The sequence below is a fragment of the Agarivorans sp. QJM3NY_33 genome, assembly GCF_050870865.2.
GTDB lineage: Bacteria > Pseudomonadota > Gammaproteobacteria > Enterobacterales > Celerinatantimonadaceae > Agarivorans.
Genome location: NZ_CP194039.2, coordinates 1,609,490 through 1,626,104 on the forward strand (window position 1 = coordinate 1,609,490; position 16,615 = coordinate 1,626,104).

15 protein-coding genes are annotated in these 16,615 nt (G+C 43.7%); 13 read left to right on the plus strand and 2 right to left on the minus strand.

The genetic code is table 11. The annotated features are described in order from the left end of the window. Position 1: 1 nt before the first annotated feature. On the minus strand, positions 2–2,611 hold the full coding sequence (gene glnD, locus ACRRSY_RS07245) for a bifunctional uridylyltransferase/uridylyl-removing protein GlnD (protein ID WP_432464692.1): 2,610 nt from the start codon (positions 2,609–2,611) through the stop codon (positions 2–4). A 32-nt stretch (positions 2,612–2,643) separates the two neighbouring features. Then, the gene (map, locus tag ACRRSY_RS07250) at positions 2,644–3,438 is read right to left on the minus strand and encodes a type I methionyl aminopeptidase (protein ID WP_432453853.1); all 795 of its coding nucleotides are present in this window, start codon (positions 3,436–3,438) and stop codon (positions 2,644–2,646) included. Between the two features lie 305 nt (positions 3,439–3,743). On the opposite strand from map, the gene rpsB reads away from it, so the two are divergent. The 13 genes from rpsB to lpxA all read left to right on the plus strand — a co-directional run bounded on the left by rpsB (position 3,744) and on the right by lpxA (position 16,363). Next, positions 3,744–4,478 (plus strand): 30S ribosomal protein S2, encoded by a 735-nt coding sequence (gene rpsB, locus ACRRSY_RS07255; RefSeq protein ID WP_432453852.1) that lies wholly within the window; start codon positions 3,744–3,746, stop codon positions 4,476–4,478. 97 nt (positions 4,479–4,575) lie between these two features. After that, a complete protein-coding gene (tsf, locus tag ACRRSY_RS07260; RefSeq protein WP_432453851.1) occupies positions 4,576–5,424 on the plus strand; it encodes a translation elongation factor Ts in 849 nt (282 codons plus the stop codon). Between the two features lie 76 nt (positions 5,425–5,500). After that, positions 5,501–6,250: a UMP kinase gene (gene pyrH, locus ACRRSY_RS07265; protein ID WP_432453850.1), complete on the plus strand. Its 750-nt coding sequence runs from the start codon at positions 5,501–5,503 to the stop codon at positions 6,248–6,250. 11 nt (positions 6,251–6,261) lie between these two features. Next, positions 6,262–6,819 carry a ribosome recycling factor gene (gene frr, locus ACRRSY_RS07270; RefSeq protein ID WP_432453849.1) on the plus strand — a complete coding sequence of 186 codons (558 nt, stop codon included), beginning with the start codon at positions 6,262–6,264 and terminating at the stop codon, positions 6,817–6,819. A 68-nt stretch (positions 6,820–6,887) separates the two neighbouring features. After that, complete coding sequence (gene uppS, locus ACRRSY_RS07275; protein ID WP_432453848.1) at positions 6,888–7,679, plus strand: polyprenyl diphosphate synthase; 792 nt, start codon at positions 6,888–6,890, stop codon at positions 7,677–7,679. Continuing rightward, positions 7,672–8,514 carry a phosphatidate cytidylyltransferase gene (locus ACRRSY_RS07280; protein ID WP_432453847.1) on the plus strand — a complete coding sequence of 281 codons (843 nt, stop codon included), beginning with the start codon at positions 7,672–7,674 and terminating at the stop codon, positions 8,512–8,514. Before uppS ends, ACRRSY_RS07280 begins: the two co-directional genes overlap by 8 nt. Positions 8,515–8,520: 6 nt before the next feature. Beyond that, entirely contained in the window at positions 8,521–9,723 is a 1,203-nt protein-coding gene (ispC, locus tag ACRRSY_RS07285) for a 1-deoxy-D-xylulose-5-phosphate reductoisomerase (RefSeq protein ID WP_432464693.1), read from the plus strand. After that, entirely contained in the window at positions 9,720–11,072 is a 1,353-nt protein-coding gene (gene rseP, locus ACRRSY_RS07290) for a sigma E protease regulator RseP (protein WP_432464694.1), read from the plus strand. The genes ispC and rseP overlap by 4 nt, the downstream gene beginning before the upstream one ends. A 28-nt stretch (positions 11,073–11,100) precedes the next feature. Next, entirely contained in the window at positions 11,101–13,530 is a 2,430-nt protein-coding gene (gene bamA / locus ACRRSY_RS07295) for an outer membrane protein assembly factor BamA (protein ID WP_432453844.1), read from the plus strand. 21 nt (positions 13,531–13,551) lie between these two features. Further along, positions 13,552–14,061 (plus strand): OmpH family outer membrane protein, encoded by a 510-nt coding sequence (locus ACRRSY_RS07300; RefSeq protein ID WP_432453843.1) that lies wholly within the window; start codon positions 13,552–13,554, stop codon positions 14,059–14,061. A 2-nt stretch (positions 14,062–14,063) separates the two neighbouring features. Beyond that, complete coding sequence (gene lpxD, locus ACRRSY_RS07305; RefSeq protein ID WP_432462860.1) at positions 14,064–15,089, plus strand: UDP-3-O-(3-hydroxymyristoyl)glucosamine N-acyltransferase; 1,026 nt, start codon at positions 14,064–14,066, stop codon at positions 15,087–15,089. Between the two features lie 17 nt (positions 15,090–15,106). Beyond that, entirely contained in the window at positions 15,107–15,562 is a 456-nt protein-coding gene (gene fabZ / locus ACRRSY_RS07310; RefSeq protein WP_432459006.1) for a 3-hydroxyacyl-ACP dehydratase FabZ, read from the plus strand. A gap of 12 nt (positions 15,563–15,574) precedes the next feature. Further along, a complete protein-coding gene (lpxA, locus tag ACRRSY_RS07315; protein ID WP_432453840.1) occupies positions 15,575–16,363 on the plus strand; it encodes an acyl-ACP--UDP-N-acetylglucosamine O-acyltransferase in 789 nt (262 codons plus the stop codon). Positions 16,364–16,615: the final 252 nt, after the last annotated feature.

A 16,615-nucleotide genomic window follows, 5' to 3' on the forward strand; every position in this document is an offset into this window, starting at 1 on the left:
ATTATTGTTTGAGTGCTTGTTCCAGAATAGATTTAAGCTGTTGCTTTTGTTCTGGACTAAGTTTTTCCCGTTCAGCATTACTAATACTAAAGAAATCTTCGGCTTTTTCACCAATAGTGGTGATTTTAGCTGCATGAATGGTGTAATTAAAAGATTGAAAGACTGCACTGATCCGAGCCACTAGGCCAGGCTTATCCAAAGCAATGATTTCAATTAAAGTCCGTTTCCCTTTTGTGGGTAAAAATTCAACTCGAGGCGCAATAGAAAACTGTTGCACTTGTCTGGGGACACGACGTTGTTTTAGATCGATGGGCACCGCAACGTGTAATTTGGTTGCGAGTGTTTGTTGTAACAATATACCGCGTTCAACTGATAACGGTTGGCCTTCTCGGTCCAGCACCATAAAGGTATCTAATACAAATCCGTCGCGACTCGACATGATTTGAGCGTCGTGAATATTGAGGTTTTTTTGATCGAGTTCAGCAGCCACCGATGCAAATAAGTGAGGGATGTCGGGGCAGTGGATAAAAATCTCAGTACCGCCACGGGTCGCTCTGCGGCTCACTAAAACCAATGGTTGTTCGTCACTGTGGCCCCATAAATGGTCACTATGCCAAGCAATTTGCTGCGGTGTATGCCGTAAAAAGTAGTCGGCCCTAAAACGCTGCCATAGAATACGGGTTTGTTCTTCGGAATAGCCTTTTAAGGCAAGCCGTTCGATCGCTTTCTGTTGCTTATCACGGATTACGCCACGAATATCGACAGGATTTTCTAAACCACGACGCAAGGCTTTTTGAGTGGCACTGTAAAGTTCATGTAATAGCGTTCGTTTCCAACTATTCCAAGTATCATCGTTAGTGGCACAAATATCTGCAACTGTTAAGCACAATAACATATCTAAATGACGTTGATCGCGAACGGTTTTGGCAAATGTAGCGATCACTTCGGGATCATAAATATCACGTCGTTGTGCGGTCACAGACATCAGTAGATGGTGTTTGACTAACCAAGCAACGGTTCTTGCTGAGGGTTTACTAAAACCATGCGCTAAACAAAATTCTTCTGCATCAACGGCACCTAAGATGGAATGATCACCTTTACGGCCTTTCGCAATGTCATGGAATATTGCAGCCAGAACCAATAAGTCGGGGCGCTCTAGTCGAGGGTAAATTTCGCAACACAGCGGATGGACCGTTTTAGTCTCTGTGTCATTGAAGGAATGGATCTTGGTAATCAGGCGATGGGTATGCTCGTCGACGGTAAAAGCATGAAATAAATCGAATTGCATCTGTCCAACAATTCGACTCCAGGCCGGGAAATAGGTCGAAAGCACGCCGTAGCGATGCATCAAACTTAACGGTAAACCAGTGACGTTGGGATGTTTGATTAGTTGTTTAAAATAATATCGACACTCAGCATCATCTTGAAGCCAATGGGTTAAACGCCGTCTGGCCTCACGGAGCTGGCGAAGGGTCGCTGAGTAAATCCCCGTGATCTTGGGGTTTTCAGCGATGTGCAAGAACATCATGATGATTTGTTCGGGTTGTTGAAGAAACAACTGGGCATCGTTACTGTCGATGAGATTGCCACGTAGCATAAAGTGTTGGTCGACGACCCGCACATCCATGGCGGTATTACCCAAGATTGCTTCATCAAATAGCTGAAGTAGCATCTCATTGAGCTCAGATATTCGTCGTATTGTTTGGAAAAAATGCTTCATGAGCCGCTCTACAGGAGCGTTGTGTTGGCCGCTATAACCCAGTGACTTTGCGACAGCTAGTTGCCGATCAAATAGTAGTCGGTCATCACTCTTGGGTAAGTGAATATGTAAAGCAAAACGGACTCGCCACAGAAAATCACGACAGTCCTGTAACTCTCTACATTCTGCTTGAGTTAAGAAGTTTTGTTTGGTGAGCTCTTCTAAATCGCTACTGCCAAAGTGCCGGCCGGCAACCCAACAAATGGTTTGAATGTCACGTAAACCGCCAGGATTGGCTTTAATATCGGGTTCTAAAGAATAAGCATTGCCTTTGTATTGGCGATGTCGAGTCAGCTGTTCTTGTTTCTTCGCTTGGAAAAAAGAATCACTTGGCCAGAAACTATCGGCGCATACAGCTAAACAAAGTTTTTGATAAAGTGCTCTGTCACCAAACAACAATCTGGATTCTTGTAAGTTGGTGGCGATGGTGATGTCTATTAAGCCTAGCTCTAGGCATTCATCTAGCGTACGGACACTTTGTCCAACATCGAGCCGAATATCCCAAAGAAAGGTAATAAAGGCGCTAATTTTGTCTGCAATCTGACTTGCCGCAGCTTGTTGGCTAAGGATTAATATATCAATATCAGAACGCGGGTGAAGTTCTCCGCGGCCATATCCGCCTACGGCAAGCAAAGATATTGCCGACTCATCGGCCAAGCCGAAGTGCTGCCACAATTGGGTGAGTAATAAGTCCATCTTTCGCGAACGCAACAGAACCAATTCGACAACATGTACGCCTTGGTCAAATTGGTCTGTTAGGTATTCTTGTAATTGGTCAAGATACGACTTACAGCTGCTTAACGATATCTCATCTGGCTTGGGTAAGGGCGGGGATACTAACGTCGTTTCCATGACTTAACCTGTGTGACTAAAATGAATTAACACTAATACTTAATGATGCGAGGAAAGTCTTCTTCGTCTCTTAAAGTCAGCACTTCGACGCCATCATTAGTCACCAGCAGGGTATGCTCCCATTGGGCTGAATTTTTGCCGTCGCTGGTTCTTGCTGTCCAGCCATCTTCTTCATCAACCCAGTTACCTTTCTTACCTTGGTTGATCATCGGTTCAATCGTGAAACACATCCCCGGTTTTAGCACGGTACGGTCATTATTGCGGTAGTGCATAATCTGTGGCTCTTCATGAAAGCCCTCACCGATGCCGTGGCCACAAAAATTATCCACGATGCCATAACGATAATTGCCTTTTTTCAAATATTTCTGAATTGCGTTACCAATGTCGCAAACTTTATTACCTGGCTTCACCACTCTTATCGCTTGATAAAGGGCTTGTTGGGTGACGCGACAGAGTAATTTATCGGCTGGGCTAGTTTCTCCCACCAAAAACATTTGAGAGGTATCTCCGTGATAGCCGTCTTTGATCACGGTAATGTCCAGATTCACTACGTCGCCATCTTGCAAAATATGCGACGCAGAAGGGATCCCGTGGCAAACCACTTCGTTGACCGAGCTACAAATTGACTTTGGAAAGCCGTGGTAGTTTAAGGGGGCAGGTATGGCGCCCTGTTCATTGACGATATAATCGTGACAACGCTGGTCCAGTTCTTCAGTGCTGACGCCAACCCTGACGTAGGGCGCTATCATGGTGAGTACATCGGCCGCTAAACGACCAGCGACGCGCATTTTTTCAATTTGTTCTGGGGTTTTTATTACTATGCTCATGAGTTTAATAGTTGAGTATTTACCTAGGTTATGGCGTTAGTTTACCGTAAGGACACGAGGAGTTGTAGTGGCTGAGGAAAATAGCGAAAACTTCGCCTTTTTCTTTATCCATAAGGCGAATTATGGTATAAAGCGCGCCGTAAGTAATTACTCAGATTTTCGAATTTGAGCGGATGCTAACATTAATTGAATATTTATATTTTAAACACACACACACATCGACACGTTTTCCGGGGTGCTGAACAGTAATGTTTGGTCGGTAAAATGGGATGTGTGGAGGCCTAACCCCATTTGAGGAAATTATAATGGCAAACGTTTCAATGCGCGATATGCTTCAAGCAGGCGTACACTTCGGTCACCAAACTCGTTACTGGAATCCAAAAATGAAGCCTTTCATTTTTGGTGCGCGTAACAAAGTTCATATCATTAACTTAGAAAAAACTGTACCTATGTTTAATGATGCAATGTCTGTTCTTAAGAAAGTTGCATCTAAGAAAGGTAAAGTTCTTTTTGTTGGTACCAAGCGTGCTGCAGGCGAAGTGATCAAAACTGAAGCGCTTCGTTCAGATCAATTCTACGTTAACCACCGTTGGTTAGGTGGTATGTTGACTAACTGGAAAACAGTACGTCAATCAATCAAACGTCTTAAAGATCTTGAAGCTCAAAGCCAAGACGGCACTTTCGAGAAGCTCACCAAGAAAGAGGCGCTTATGCGTACTCGCGAAATGGAAAAGCTTGAGAAAAGTCTTGGTGGTATCAAAAACATGGGCGGATTACCTGACGTATTGTTTGTGATTGATGCTGAACACGAGCATATTGCGATTCGTGAAGCAAACAACCTAGGTATTCCAGTAATCTCTGTGGTTGATACTAACTCTGCTCCAGACGGTGTTGATTACATCATTCCTGGTAATGACGATGCTATCCGTGCAATTAAATTGTACCTAGGCGCAGCTGCGGATACGGTTCTTCAAGGTCGTCAAGAAGATATCGTAGTACAAGCTGAAGAAGATGGTTTCGTTGAGGAAGCTGCTGAGTAATTAATGCTTAAGCATTAATACTGAGTGAGCTTGAAGATTAGCAGGGGGCAAACTTGCCCCCTGAGTTTTATCCGATAAATAATCGAGGATCAAACAAATGGCAATTACTGCTGCCCAAGTAAAAGAACTGCGCGACCGTACTGGCGCAGGCATGATGGATTGTAAAAAAGCGTTGACTGAAACTGATGGCGACATCGAGTTAGCGATTGATAATATGCGTAAAAGCGGTGCCGCTAAAGCTGCTAAAAAAGCTGGTAACATTGCTGCTGATGGCGCAATCATTATTAAACAAGGTGCCGGTTTTGCGGCCTTGTTAGAAGTTAACTGTCAAACTGACTTCGTAGCCAAAGATGCTAACTTTACAGCGTTTGCTGAGAAGGTAGCTGAAGCTGCAGCTGCAGAAAAAACTGACATCGAGACTTTGAAAGCTAGTTTTGAAGAAGAACGCGTTCAGTTAGTGGCTAAAATCGGTGAAAATATTTCAATTCGCCGTGTTGAATACTTAGATGGTGCTCCAATTGCTTCATATCGTCACGGTGAGCGTATTGGTGTTGCTGTTACTGGTGAAGCGGATGCCGAAACGCTTAAGCACGTAGCGATGCACGTAGCTGCTTCTAAACCTGAGTATCTTTCTGCTGATGACGTCCCAGCTGACGTTGTTGAAAAAGAGAAAAAACTGCAAATCGAAATTGCCATGAACGAAGGCAAGCCTGCAGATATCGCTGAGAAAATGGTAACCGGCCGTATGAAGAAATTCACCGGCGAAATCTCTCTAACCGGTCAAGCATTTATTATGGAACCAAAGAAAACTGTTGGTGCCATTTTGAAAGAAAAAGGCGCGACTGTTGCTGGTTTCATTCGTCTAGAAGTTGGCGAAGGCATCGAGAAAAAAGAAGAAGATTTTGCGGCTGAAGTTGCGGCACAAATCGCAGCAGCTAAAAAGTAATTTTAGTTGTCGCTCAGGTTGCGGTATCATGCCGCAACCTTCTTGTATTCTTTATCAATGAGAGAACATCATCACTATGAGTACCAATCCTAAACCTGCATATCGTCGTATTCTTTTAAAACTTTCAGGTGAAGCCTTAATGGGTGAAGAGGGTTTTGGCATTGATCCCAAAGTATTAGACCGGATGGCTCTTGAAATTAAAGAGCTGGTGGAACTAGGGGTTCAAGTCGGGCTGGTTATTGGTGGTGGCAACTTGTTTAGAGGTGAAGGCCTCGCCAAAGCAGGAATGAATCGGGTTGTTGGCGATCACATGGGGATGTTAGCCACCGTGATGAACGGGCTAGCGATGCGTGACGCTCTTCATCGAAATTTTGTGAATGCTCGCCTTATGTCAGCAATTGAGTTGAATGGCGTGTGTGATTCATATAATTGGGCCGATGCTATTGGTAACCTTAAAGCGGGGAAGGTGGTTATTTTTTCTGCGGGTACTGGTAATCCTTTCTTCACCACCGATTCTGCGGCTTGTTTACGTGGCATTGAAATTGAAGCTGAAGCCGTGCTAAAGGGAACCAAGGTGGATGGGGTATTTACTGCCGATCCAGTTAAAGATCCGAGTGCAAGCTTGTACCGAGAATTAGACTACAACGAAGTCTTAGAAAAAGAATTAAAAGTGATGGACTTGGCCGCCTTCACGTTGGCTCGTGACCACAATCTACCAATTCGTGTTTTTAATATGAATACTCCAGGTAGTTTGAAAAACGTTGTTATGGGCGCTGATGAAGGGACCACCATTCATCGTATATCAAAGAACGCTGAAACAGAGTAGGGATAGTTATCGTGATTAACGCAATTAAAGAAGATGCTCAAGTTCGTATGAGCAAAAGTATTGAATCGCTTAAAACTCAGATGTCGAAAGTTAGAACTGGACGGGCTCATACTAGTCTTTTAGATGGCATTATGGTTCCTTATTACGGTGTTGATACGCCTCTAAAACAAGTGGGTAATGTGTCAACCGAAGATTCGCGAACCTTAACCGTAACGGTATTCGATGCGAGTTTGATTAGTGCGGTAGAAAAAGCGATTATGAGTTCAGATCTCGGCTTAAATCCGTCTTCCGCGGGTACCTTGATTCGCATTCCGTTGCCAATGTTGACCGAAGAACGTCGTCGTGATTTGATTAAAATTGTTCGCGCGGAAGCAGAGCAGGCTCGGGTAGCAGTGCGTAATATTCGTCGTGACGCAAATGGTGACATTAAAGACTTGCTGAAAGAGAAAGAAATCGGCGAAGATGATGATCGTAGAGCGCAGGACGACATTCAAAAAATTACTGATGCAGCGGTAAAATTAGTCGACGAGGCTTTAGCTGCAAAAGAAGCTGAATTGCTGGAAGTTTAAGCATTTTGGGATTGGAAATTAGCCGTGTCTTGGAACACGGTTTTTTTTTGTAAGTACGAGTAGTGATAATGACGGTATCCGAAGAACAGCAATTACCAATTAAAGACGCCATGCCGAAACATGTGGCCATCATTATGGATGGCAATGGGCGCTGGGCGAAACAACGCGGTAAAATGCGAATGTTTGGCCATCAGGCTGGGGTTAAGTCGGTAAGGCGTGCTGTTAGTTTAGCTTCACAATTAAAAATTCAAACCTTGACCTTGTTCGCTTTTAGTAGCGAAAACTGGCGCCGTCCCGAAGAAGAAGTGTCAAGTTTGATGAATTTGTTTTTAACTGTTTTGCAACGTGAAGTTAAAAAACTTAAAAACAATAATGTACAACTACGAATAATTGGCGATACTTCTCGCTTTAGTCAGAAACTACAACAGCGTATTGCTCAAGCGCAGAGTGATACTGCGGATAACGATGGTCTAGTGCTGAATATTGCTGCCAACTACGGTGGGCGATGGGATATATTACATGCCAGTCAGTTGTTGGCCAGGCAAGTACAAGAAGGTTCGTTGGATATCGAGGATATGACTGAGCAACGCTTTTCTGAAGTGATGGGGCTAGAAACCGCAGGCGATGTCGACTTGTTGATTAGAACTGGTGGGGATCACCGTATCAGCAACTTTTTGTTGTGGCAGGTAGCCTACGCTGAATTGTATTTTTGTGATGTTTTATGGCCAGACTTTGATGAGCGAGCATTTAGCGATGCTGTTGCCGCCTTCGTGAGTCGCGAGCGTCGATTTGGTTGCACTGGTGAACAGTTACAGGCGCAGCTTAAGAATAATCAGTTTAATGAGGGTCATTTTGCTTAAGCAACGAATCATCACCGCATTGGTATTGGCACCGCTAGTGCTTGCCGCTATTTTTAAATTGCCGCTTTTCGGTTTAGGCTTAGTATTTGCCTTGGTCATCTTACTTGCCGCGCGTGAATGGTCGCGGGTTGTTTCCGATAAAAACAATCAACGCCTTAGCTTCTTTTTGATTTTTTGCTTGGTATTTGGACTTAGTCTCTGGCAGATACCGTTAAGCTTGGTCGCTCACTCCATATGGTTTAGTGGATTGCTGGCGGTCGCCGTTATCGCTTGGTCCGCTAGCGTTTATTTATTGGCTTCATTTCCATATCGAGCAAAATTTTGGCATAACAATCATTTCTTTAAAGTCATGGTTGGCTTGATTGTACTCGTTCCGTTCTTCTGGTCGTTACTGTTTTTACGCTCTATCGACGAGGATAATCCACTTGTGGGTGGTGCTTGGGTCGTGTATGTGTTTTCGTTGGTATGGGCGGCTGATAGCGGCGCCTATTTTGTAGGTAAGCGTTTTGGTAAACGAAAACTGGCTAAAAATGTGAGCCCTAAGAAGACCATCGAGGGTTTGCTTGGCGGTTTACTGTTTGCAAGTGTTGTCACTATTGCAGCTTTGGTCTTTTTAGATATTCCCGAAGGTAAAACATTGGTGTTAGTTATCGCCAGTGCATGTACGGTGTTAGCTTCTGTTGTTGGGGATTTGGTTGAGAGTATGTTTAAACGTCAAGCAGGGATTAAGGATAGTGGCACCTTGTTACCTGGGCATGGTGGTTTGCTCGACCGGATCGATAGTTTAACGGCTGCAATGCCGGTATTTGCATTTTTCTTCCTACATTGGATGTAAGCGCTAATGACTAAAACCTTGGTTATTTTGGGTGTGACTGGTTCTATTGGTGCGAGTACCTTGAAAGTTGTGCGAGAAAATCCTAACGCTTACCAGCTGTTTGGAGTAAGTGGGGGCTGGAATGTTGCTGCAATGCTGGCTATTTGTGTTGAGTTTCAGCCTAAATTTGCAGTTATGGCTGACGCCGAAAGTAACCAGCAGCTCTGTATCGCTTTAAGAGATTTAGCGCTTGATACCGAAGTGCTTAGTGATGCTGACTCAATCGTTCAGTTAGCGGCAGAACCTGAAGTTGATATGGTGATGGCGGCCATCGTTGGTGCTGCTGGTTTGTTACCGACTTTGGCAGCAGTTCAGGCAGGTAAAACAGTCTTATTGGCGAACAAAGAAGCCTTGGTGATGAGTGGTGCCATTTTTATGGATGCTGCGCGTACTAGTGGTGCGAAAGTATTACCCGTTGATAGTGAACATAATGCCATCTATCAATGTATGCCTGAAGCGGTTCAGCAATCTCTGGGATACTGTGATTTAAAACAACAGGGTATCAATAAAATTTTGTTGACTGGTTCCGGTGGTCCGTTTCTACGTTCTGATGTTGCTATGCTTTCTAGCGTTACACCAAAGCAAGCCTGCGCACATCCCAATTGGAGTATGGGCCAAAAAATTTCGGTTGATTCTGCAACGATGATGAATAAAGGTTTGGAGTATATTGAAGCGAAACGATTATTTAATACCCAACCAAAACAAATTGATGTGATTATTCATCCCCAATCGATTATTCACTCGATGGTGCAGTACTGCGATGGTTCGGTATTGGCGCAAATGGGCCAGCCGGATATGGCGACTCCAATTGCGCATGTGATGGCTTACCCACAGCGCCAAGTTTCGGGCGTAGCGCCTTTAGATTTTTTTAGCCTTGGAGAGTTAACCTTTACCCCTCCCGACTTTTCCCGTTATCCTTGTTTGAAGTTGGCGATCGATGCTTGTTATGACAGTCAAACCGCAACCACTTGTTTGAATGCGGCCAACGAGCAAGCTGTGAGTGCCTTTTTAGCGAAACGAATAAAATTCACACAGATCGCTGACGTTGTAAGCGTTTGTTTAGATGATTTATCGTATATGGGTCAAGACTCGGAACTTTCGGTGTTACTTGAGGTCGACCAATGGGCACGAATGCACGCTGGTAAAGTGATAAAAAGGATCTGTGGATGAACGATGTGATTTGGAATGCCTCCTTTTTTGTTATTACTTTGGGCATTTTGGTTACCGTACATGAATTTGGTCACTTTTGGGTGGCTAGACGTTGTGGGGTAAAAGTTGAACGATTTTCGATCGGTTTTGGAAAGGCTCTTTGGCGGAAAACGGGTACGGATGGCACCGAGTATGTGGTTGCGCTCATTCCTTTAGGTGGCTATGTTAAAATGCTTGATGAACGTGTCGCGCCAGTCGCAGCAGAGTTTCGTTCGCAAGCTTTCAATAATAAGAGTTTAACTCAGCGTAGTGCAATCGTTGCTGCTGGACCTGTAGCTAACTTCGCTCTGGCAATTTTGGCTTTTTGGTTGATGTTTGTGATTGGTGTTCCTGCGGTTAAACCAATCTTGGGCGATATCGAAGCCAATAGTGTGGCGAGTCAAGCGGGTTTACGTGCGGGTCAGGAGATCATTGCTATTGCTGATCAGCGCACCCTAGATTGGGAGAGTGTCAACCTTGCTTTAGTGAGTCACCTCGGTAGTGACTCATTAGCCTTTAAAGTGAGACAAGCACACTCCAGCCGAGAATCTACGATAATTTTGGATACTCAGGATTGGCACTTAGATAGTCAGCAACAGAGCCCCATCCTGAGTTTAGGCCTACGGCCATATAGTCCTGAAGTTTCTTTACTGGTGGCTCAGGTGGTGAATGGTAAGCCTGCAGACCTAGCGGGGATTCAAGTGGGTGACCGCTTAGTGGCTGTTGATGGCCAAAGATTAAGCCAGTGGCAAGAGTTTGTTAAATATGTTCAGGCTAGGCCTTCACAAACATTACAATTAGAGTTGGCTAGGAATGGACAAAAGCAACTGATTAGTATTTCTCCGGAGAGTCGAGAGTATCAAGGTGTTGTCACCGGATATGTCGGTTTAGCACCAGAAGTGGCGAACTACCCAGAAGAATATCGTATTGATTTACATTATGGTTTTTTTGAATCAATTGGTAAATCCTTGGAACGAACTTGGCATTTAAGTAAATTGACCATCGTAATGATTGGTAAATTAGTGACAGGGGTTGTTTCATTAGATAACCTTAGCGGCCCAATCTCTATTGCTAAGGGTGCGGGAGCAACGGCTGATTATGGTTTAGTTTATTTTTTAGGGTTTATAGCCTTGGTCAGTATCAATTTGGGCATTATTAATCTATTTCCATTGCCGGTACTTGATGGTGGTCATTTGGTATTTTTTGCGATTGAAGCGGTGACAGGTAAACCGGTTTCAGAGCGTGTACAAGAGATAGGTTTTAGGATCGGTGCAGCATTAGTCATGGCGCTTATGGGGCTGGCTATTTTTAACGATGTTATGCGCTTATAACAAATTTAATAGGACGTTTTCTTTTCTTATGTTCAAAAAGCAGTTAGTTGTTGGACTCATTCTGGCTTGTATTACTGGTTCATCTTTTGCTGAAAGTGAATCTGCGTTTACGGTTGCAGACATTCGTATTGAAGGATTACAACGGGTTTCGTTGGGGGCCGCGTTATTACAGATTCCGCTACGTATTGGTGATGACGTTGATAGTGGGCAAATCAGCGATAGCATTAAGCGTTTATATGGCAGTGGTAATTTCGAAGATGTTAAAGTCTTTCGCGATGACCAGACCCTGATTTTTAAAGTCTTAGAAAGACCGACTGTGAGTAATATTGAATACTCAGGTAACAAAGATATTAAAACTGAGCAGTTGGAAGAGTCGTTGCGCTCTTCTGGGATCAAAGTGGGTGAACCATTAGATAAGACCAATTTACGCAATATTGAAAAGAGCCTCGAAGACTTTTATTACAGTGTTGGTAAATACAGCGCTCGGGTAACGGCCATTGTCACGCCGCTTCCACGCAACAGGGTTGACTTGAAATTTAACTTTCAGGAAGGCCTTTCAGCTGAAATTCAACAAATCAATATTATTGGCAATAAGAAATTTTCTTCAGGAGAGTTACTGAAGCGCATTAGTCTGACCGACCGAGCCCCTTGGTGGAATATTCTAGCCGATAAAAAATACCAAAAACAGAAATTGGCTGGTGATTTAGAAACGATCAATAGCTTCTATTATGACCGGGGTTATATCAGGTTTAAGGTGGACTCGACCCAAGTTGCGTTAACGCCAGATAAAAAAGGTATCTATATCACCATCAACGTTGATGAGGGCGAGATCTATAAGGTCGAAAAAGTCGAGCTTTCTGGTAACCTTTTGGATAAAGGTGACGAGATGAATGGCTTAGTGACAATTAAGCCTGACGATACATACAGTGGGGCCGAAGTGACTAAAACGGAAGACTTGTTGTCTAAGTTTTTAGGTCGTTATGGTTATGCTTATCCACAGGTGAATGTCTTTCCTGTGATAAATGACGAAGATAAAACGGTAGTCCTTAATATTAATGTTGACCCTGGGAATCGTATTTATGTACGCCGGGTTAACTTTAGTGGCAATACCATTACCAAAGATGAAGTTCTACGTCGTGAGATGCGACAATTTGAGGGCACTTGGTTATCCAGTCGTTTGGTCGAACAGTCGCGCTCGCGTTTAAGTCGTCTTGGTTTTTTTGAAACGGTAGAAGTTGAGACGGTAAAAGTTCCAGGAACCAATGATAAAGTCGATGTTAATTTCTCAGTGAAAGAGCAGCCGTCGGGCTCGTTTAACGCGGGGATCGGTTTTGGTACAGAATCCGGTCTGAGTTTATCTGCTGGGGTACAGCAAGATAACTTTTTGGGAACGGGTAACAAAGCAGGGGTTAATGTTAGTACCAATAAGTATTCGAAAAATTTCGATGTGAATTTCACCGACCCCTATTTTACCAAAGACGGGGTTAGTTTTGGTGGTCGTTTCTACTACACCGATTTTGAGGCCTCAGAAGCAGGGATCGTCGATTATAATAACGAAACAATTGGCTTGCGAGGCACATTAGGTTTTCCGGTGAATGAAGATAACCGTTTAAGTTTAAGCCTTGGACTGGAGCAAAATAAAATTTCGCAATTGAACGCTTATGCTCAGGTTCAACAGTTCTGGAATATTTATTCCAATCACCGCAATGATGATGGCTCGTTAACTTTCCTGAGTCTTGATACAACACTGGGTTGGACGCGAAATACCTTGAATAATGGTTCGATGCCCACTTCTGGTTCGTCTCAATCCTTTAATACTAAAATAACGGTGCCGAGCTCAGATGTTCAGTATTTCAAAATGAGTTTTGATACCCGTCACTTTTTCCCGATTACCGATAATCATGATTGGACCTTCTCTCTGCGAGGCAAAGTTGGCTATGGTAACGGTTATGGCCAAGTTGACGGCAATGACCAAATATTACCATTTTTTGAAAACTTCTATGCCGGTGGTTATTCAAGCCTTAGAGGTTTCCGTTCTAATTCTGTCGGTCCCCGAGCGCTATATGTAGTTGGTGCTGGTGGTAGCAATCAAATCGCAGCTTCCGAAGATTCGGTGGGTGGTAATGCGATTGCCGTCGGTAGCGCGGAAATAATTTTCCCGACGCCGTTTTTAGATGAAGCCTATATTCGTCAAGTGCGCAGCTCTGCTTTTGTCGATGTTGGTACGGTATGGGATACTGAATTTGATTATGATAAGTACAGTCAAATGCAGTGTACAAGCTATTGTGAGCGCTTTGGTGATTACTCGTCACTCGATAGGATCCGAGCGTCTGTTGGGGTATCGATTCAATGGCTCTCGCCGATGGGCCCCTTGGTATTCTCATTAGCTAAACCAATTAAGAGTTATGAGGGCGATCGCTCAGAAACGTTCTCGTTTAATATTGGCCAAACTTTTTAATTTTGATTTAGGAGTCATCTTTTGAAAAAACTAATTACTGCTGTTGCCTTAGCTGCAACGATCAGCATCCCTAGCTTTAGCGTGCTTGCTGATACCAAGATTGCTGTGATCAATATTGCAGAGGTGTTTAAGCAGTTACCACAGCGAGATGCATTACAGAAAAGCTTGAAAGACGAATTTGAAGTGCGAGTACAAGCGGTTCGTTCTTTAGAAGCCGAAATGCAGCGTTTGTATGATAAGCGTGAGAAAGATGGTGAATTGTTGGGTCAGCAAGAGGTGACCAAAATAACCCGTCAATTAGAAACCATGCAGGCTGAGTATAAAATTAAGCGTAAAAACTTAGAAGAAGATCAGCGTCGTCGCGGTGCCGAAGAGCAGCAAAAACTGATGGTTAAAGTTCAAGATGCGGTTGTTGCCGTTTCTAAATCTAAAGGTTATGACTTGGTATTGCCGTTAGATGCGACAGCCTATTCAGTTGATGCATTAGATATTACCAAACAAGTTATTCAACAAGTGAGTAAGAGCAAGTAACTATGTCTTTGAGCCTTGGCCAAATTGCTGAGCAGCTTGGCTTATCTATAAAAGGGAACGCAGAGCAAATTATTACTCGTATTGCGCCTTTTGAAATAGCCAGTGAGCAAGAAATTAGTTTTTTAACTAATGCGAAATACAAGCCTTTGTTGGCCAGTTGTAAGGCTGGTGCCTTAATCTTGAGTCCGAGCGATGCAGCGGATTTCACTGGCAATGTATTACTGAGTGATGATCCTTATGTGAGCTACGCTTTACTCGCTCAGCTATTTGATGACACCCCTCGCTGTGCTACCGGTGTTGCTGATAGTGCCGTGATTGGTGAAGACGTTCAGTTGGGTAAAGACGTTAGTATTGGCCCGAATGCGGTCATCGAAAGTGGTGTTATTCTTGGTGATGGTGTACAAGTTGGTGCCGGTTGTTTTATTGGCTGTTCTGCAAAAATCGGAGCCAATACTAAGTTGTGGCCAAATAGTTGTATTTACCACCGCGTTGAATTAGGCCGTGATTGCCTGATCCAAAGTAACACCGTGATCGGTAGCGATGGCTTTGGTTATGCCAATAAGCAAGGTCAATGGCTTAAGATCCCTCAAGTCGGTAGCGTTGTGATTGGCGATAAAGTTGAGATCGGCGCTTCCGTATCGATCGACCGAGGCGCTTTAGACAACACGATTATCGAAGACAACGTCATCATCGATAACCAAGTGCATATTGCACATAACGTGACGATTGGTTGTGGTACCGCCATTGCGGGGACCACTGGTATTGCCGGAAGTACTCATATTGGCCGTTATTGTATTATTGGTGGTGGTGTTGGTATTAATGGCCATATTAGTATTTGTGATCATGTTACGGTTACAGGTTATTCGATGGTGACTAAATCGATTAGTGAGCCAGGTATGTTCTCTTCTGGCATGCCAATCCAAGCAAATCGACAATGGCGGAAGTCGATGGCTCGTTTAACTCAAATAGACGAGATGCATAAACGTATTGTGAGCTTAGAGCGTAAATTAGACGCACAGCAAGATTAAAAACTTAGGAATAGATTGTGACCAGTAAATTAAATCGCTTAGAAATTCAAGATATTATGGAATTATTACCGCATCGGTATCCATTCCTGTTAGTTGATCGAGTCCTTGATTTCGAAGCCGGAAAAACCTTACATGCGGTTAAAAATGTGACTTATAATGAACCGTTTTTTACTGGACATTTTCCTAGTCAACCAGTGTTTCCCGGTGTTTTAATATTAGAAGCTTTAGCCCAATGTACTGGGATTCTGGCCTTTAAATCAACCACAAAACCTGCAGAAAACGAGCTTTACTATTTTGCAGGTATTGATGGTGCGCGTTTTAAAAGACCTGTCGGGCCAGGGGATGTATTACATTTGGAAGTTGAATTGTTACGTGACCGTCGAGGCGTGGGTAAGTTTAATTGTGTCGCTAAAGTCGACGATGAAGTGGTCTGTAGTGCCGAAATTATGTGTGCTCGCCGCGCTTTCAAATAGGTAGAACAAGTTATGATAGACAGTACTGCAGTCATCCATCCTAGCGCGATCATTGAGGGTGATGTAAACATTGGGGCAAATACCCAAGTGGGCGCTTTTACCATTATTCGTGGTGATGTGGAAATTGGTGAAAACTGTCAGATTGCCTCGCATGTTGTGATTAAAGGGCACACTAAAATTGGCAAAAATAACCGTATTTTTCAGTTTGCTTCGGTAGGAGAAGATTGCCAAGATCTGAAATATGCGGGTGAAGATACTTATCTTGAAATTGGCGATAATAATACCATCCGTGAAAGTGTTACGATCCACCGTGGTACAGCCCAAGATAAAAGTATCACTAAAATCGGTAACAATTGCTTATTTATGATTAACGCTCATGTTGCTCATGATTGTGTGGTTGGTAACGGTTGTATTTTTGCGAATAACGCGACCTTGGCTGGCCATGTCACGATTGGCGATAATGTTATTTTTGGGGGGCAGGCTGCGATCCATCAGTTTGGCAAAGTTGGTTCTTACGCATTTGTCGGTGGCTGCGCTGCGGTAAATAAAGACATTCCTCCTTACGTGATGGCTGTGGGTAACTACGCGCGACCAGTTGCGGTGAATACCGAAGGCTTATTACGTCGCGGTTTTAGTAAGGATGCCATTAAGGCTATTCGCCAAGCGTATAAGGTGTTGTACCGTAGTGGTAATACGCTAGAGCAAGCTTTGACCCAGATAGAGCTTTCCGCTGAGCAATTTCCTGAGGTGAAATTACTAGCTGATTTCCTTAAAGAAAACGGTCGTGGCATCGTTCGCTAATGAGGTCTATTTAAACCGATCATTATGGGGTTTGATTTGCCAAAGCCCATAATGATGACGTCCTACGAGTATCGCTCAAAAGCAAATTTGAGCATCAAAGCATCCTCCCGCACGGCATTTTAAATTCTATTCTCTATTTCTTATATATAAGACCCGGCATTGGCCTTATTCGCCTATTTATTGCACCGGTTTGCGGATCTTCAGAGAGAAGGGTTTTTAGCTGCTAATTAAACAAAAGGCTGCGACACGGTT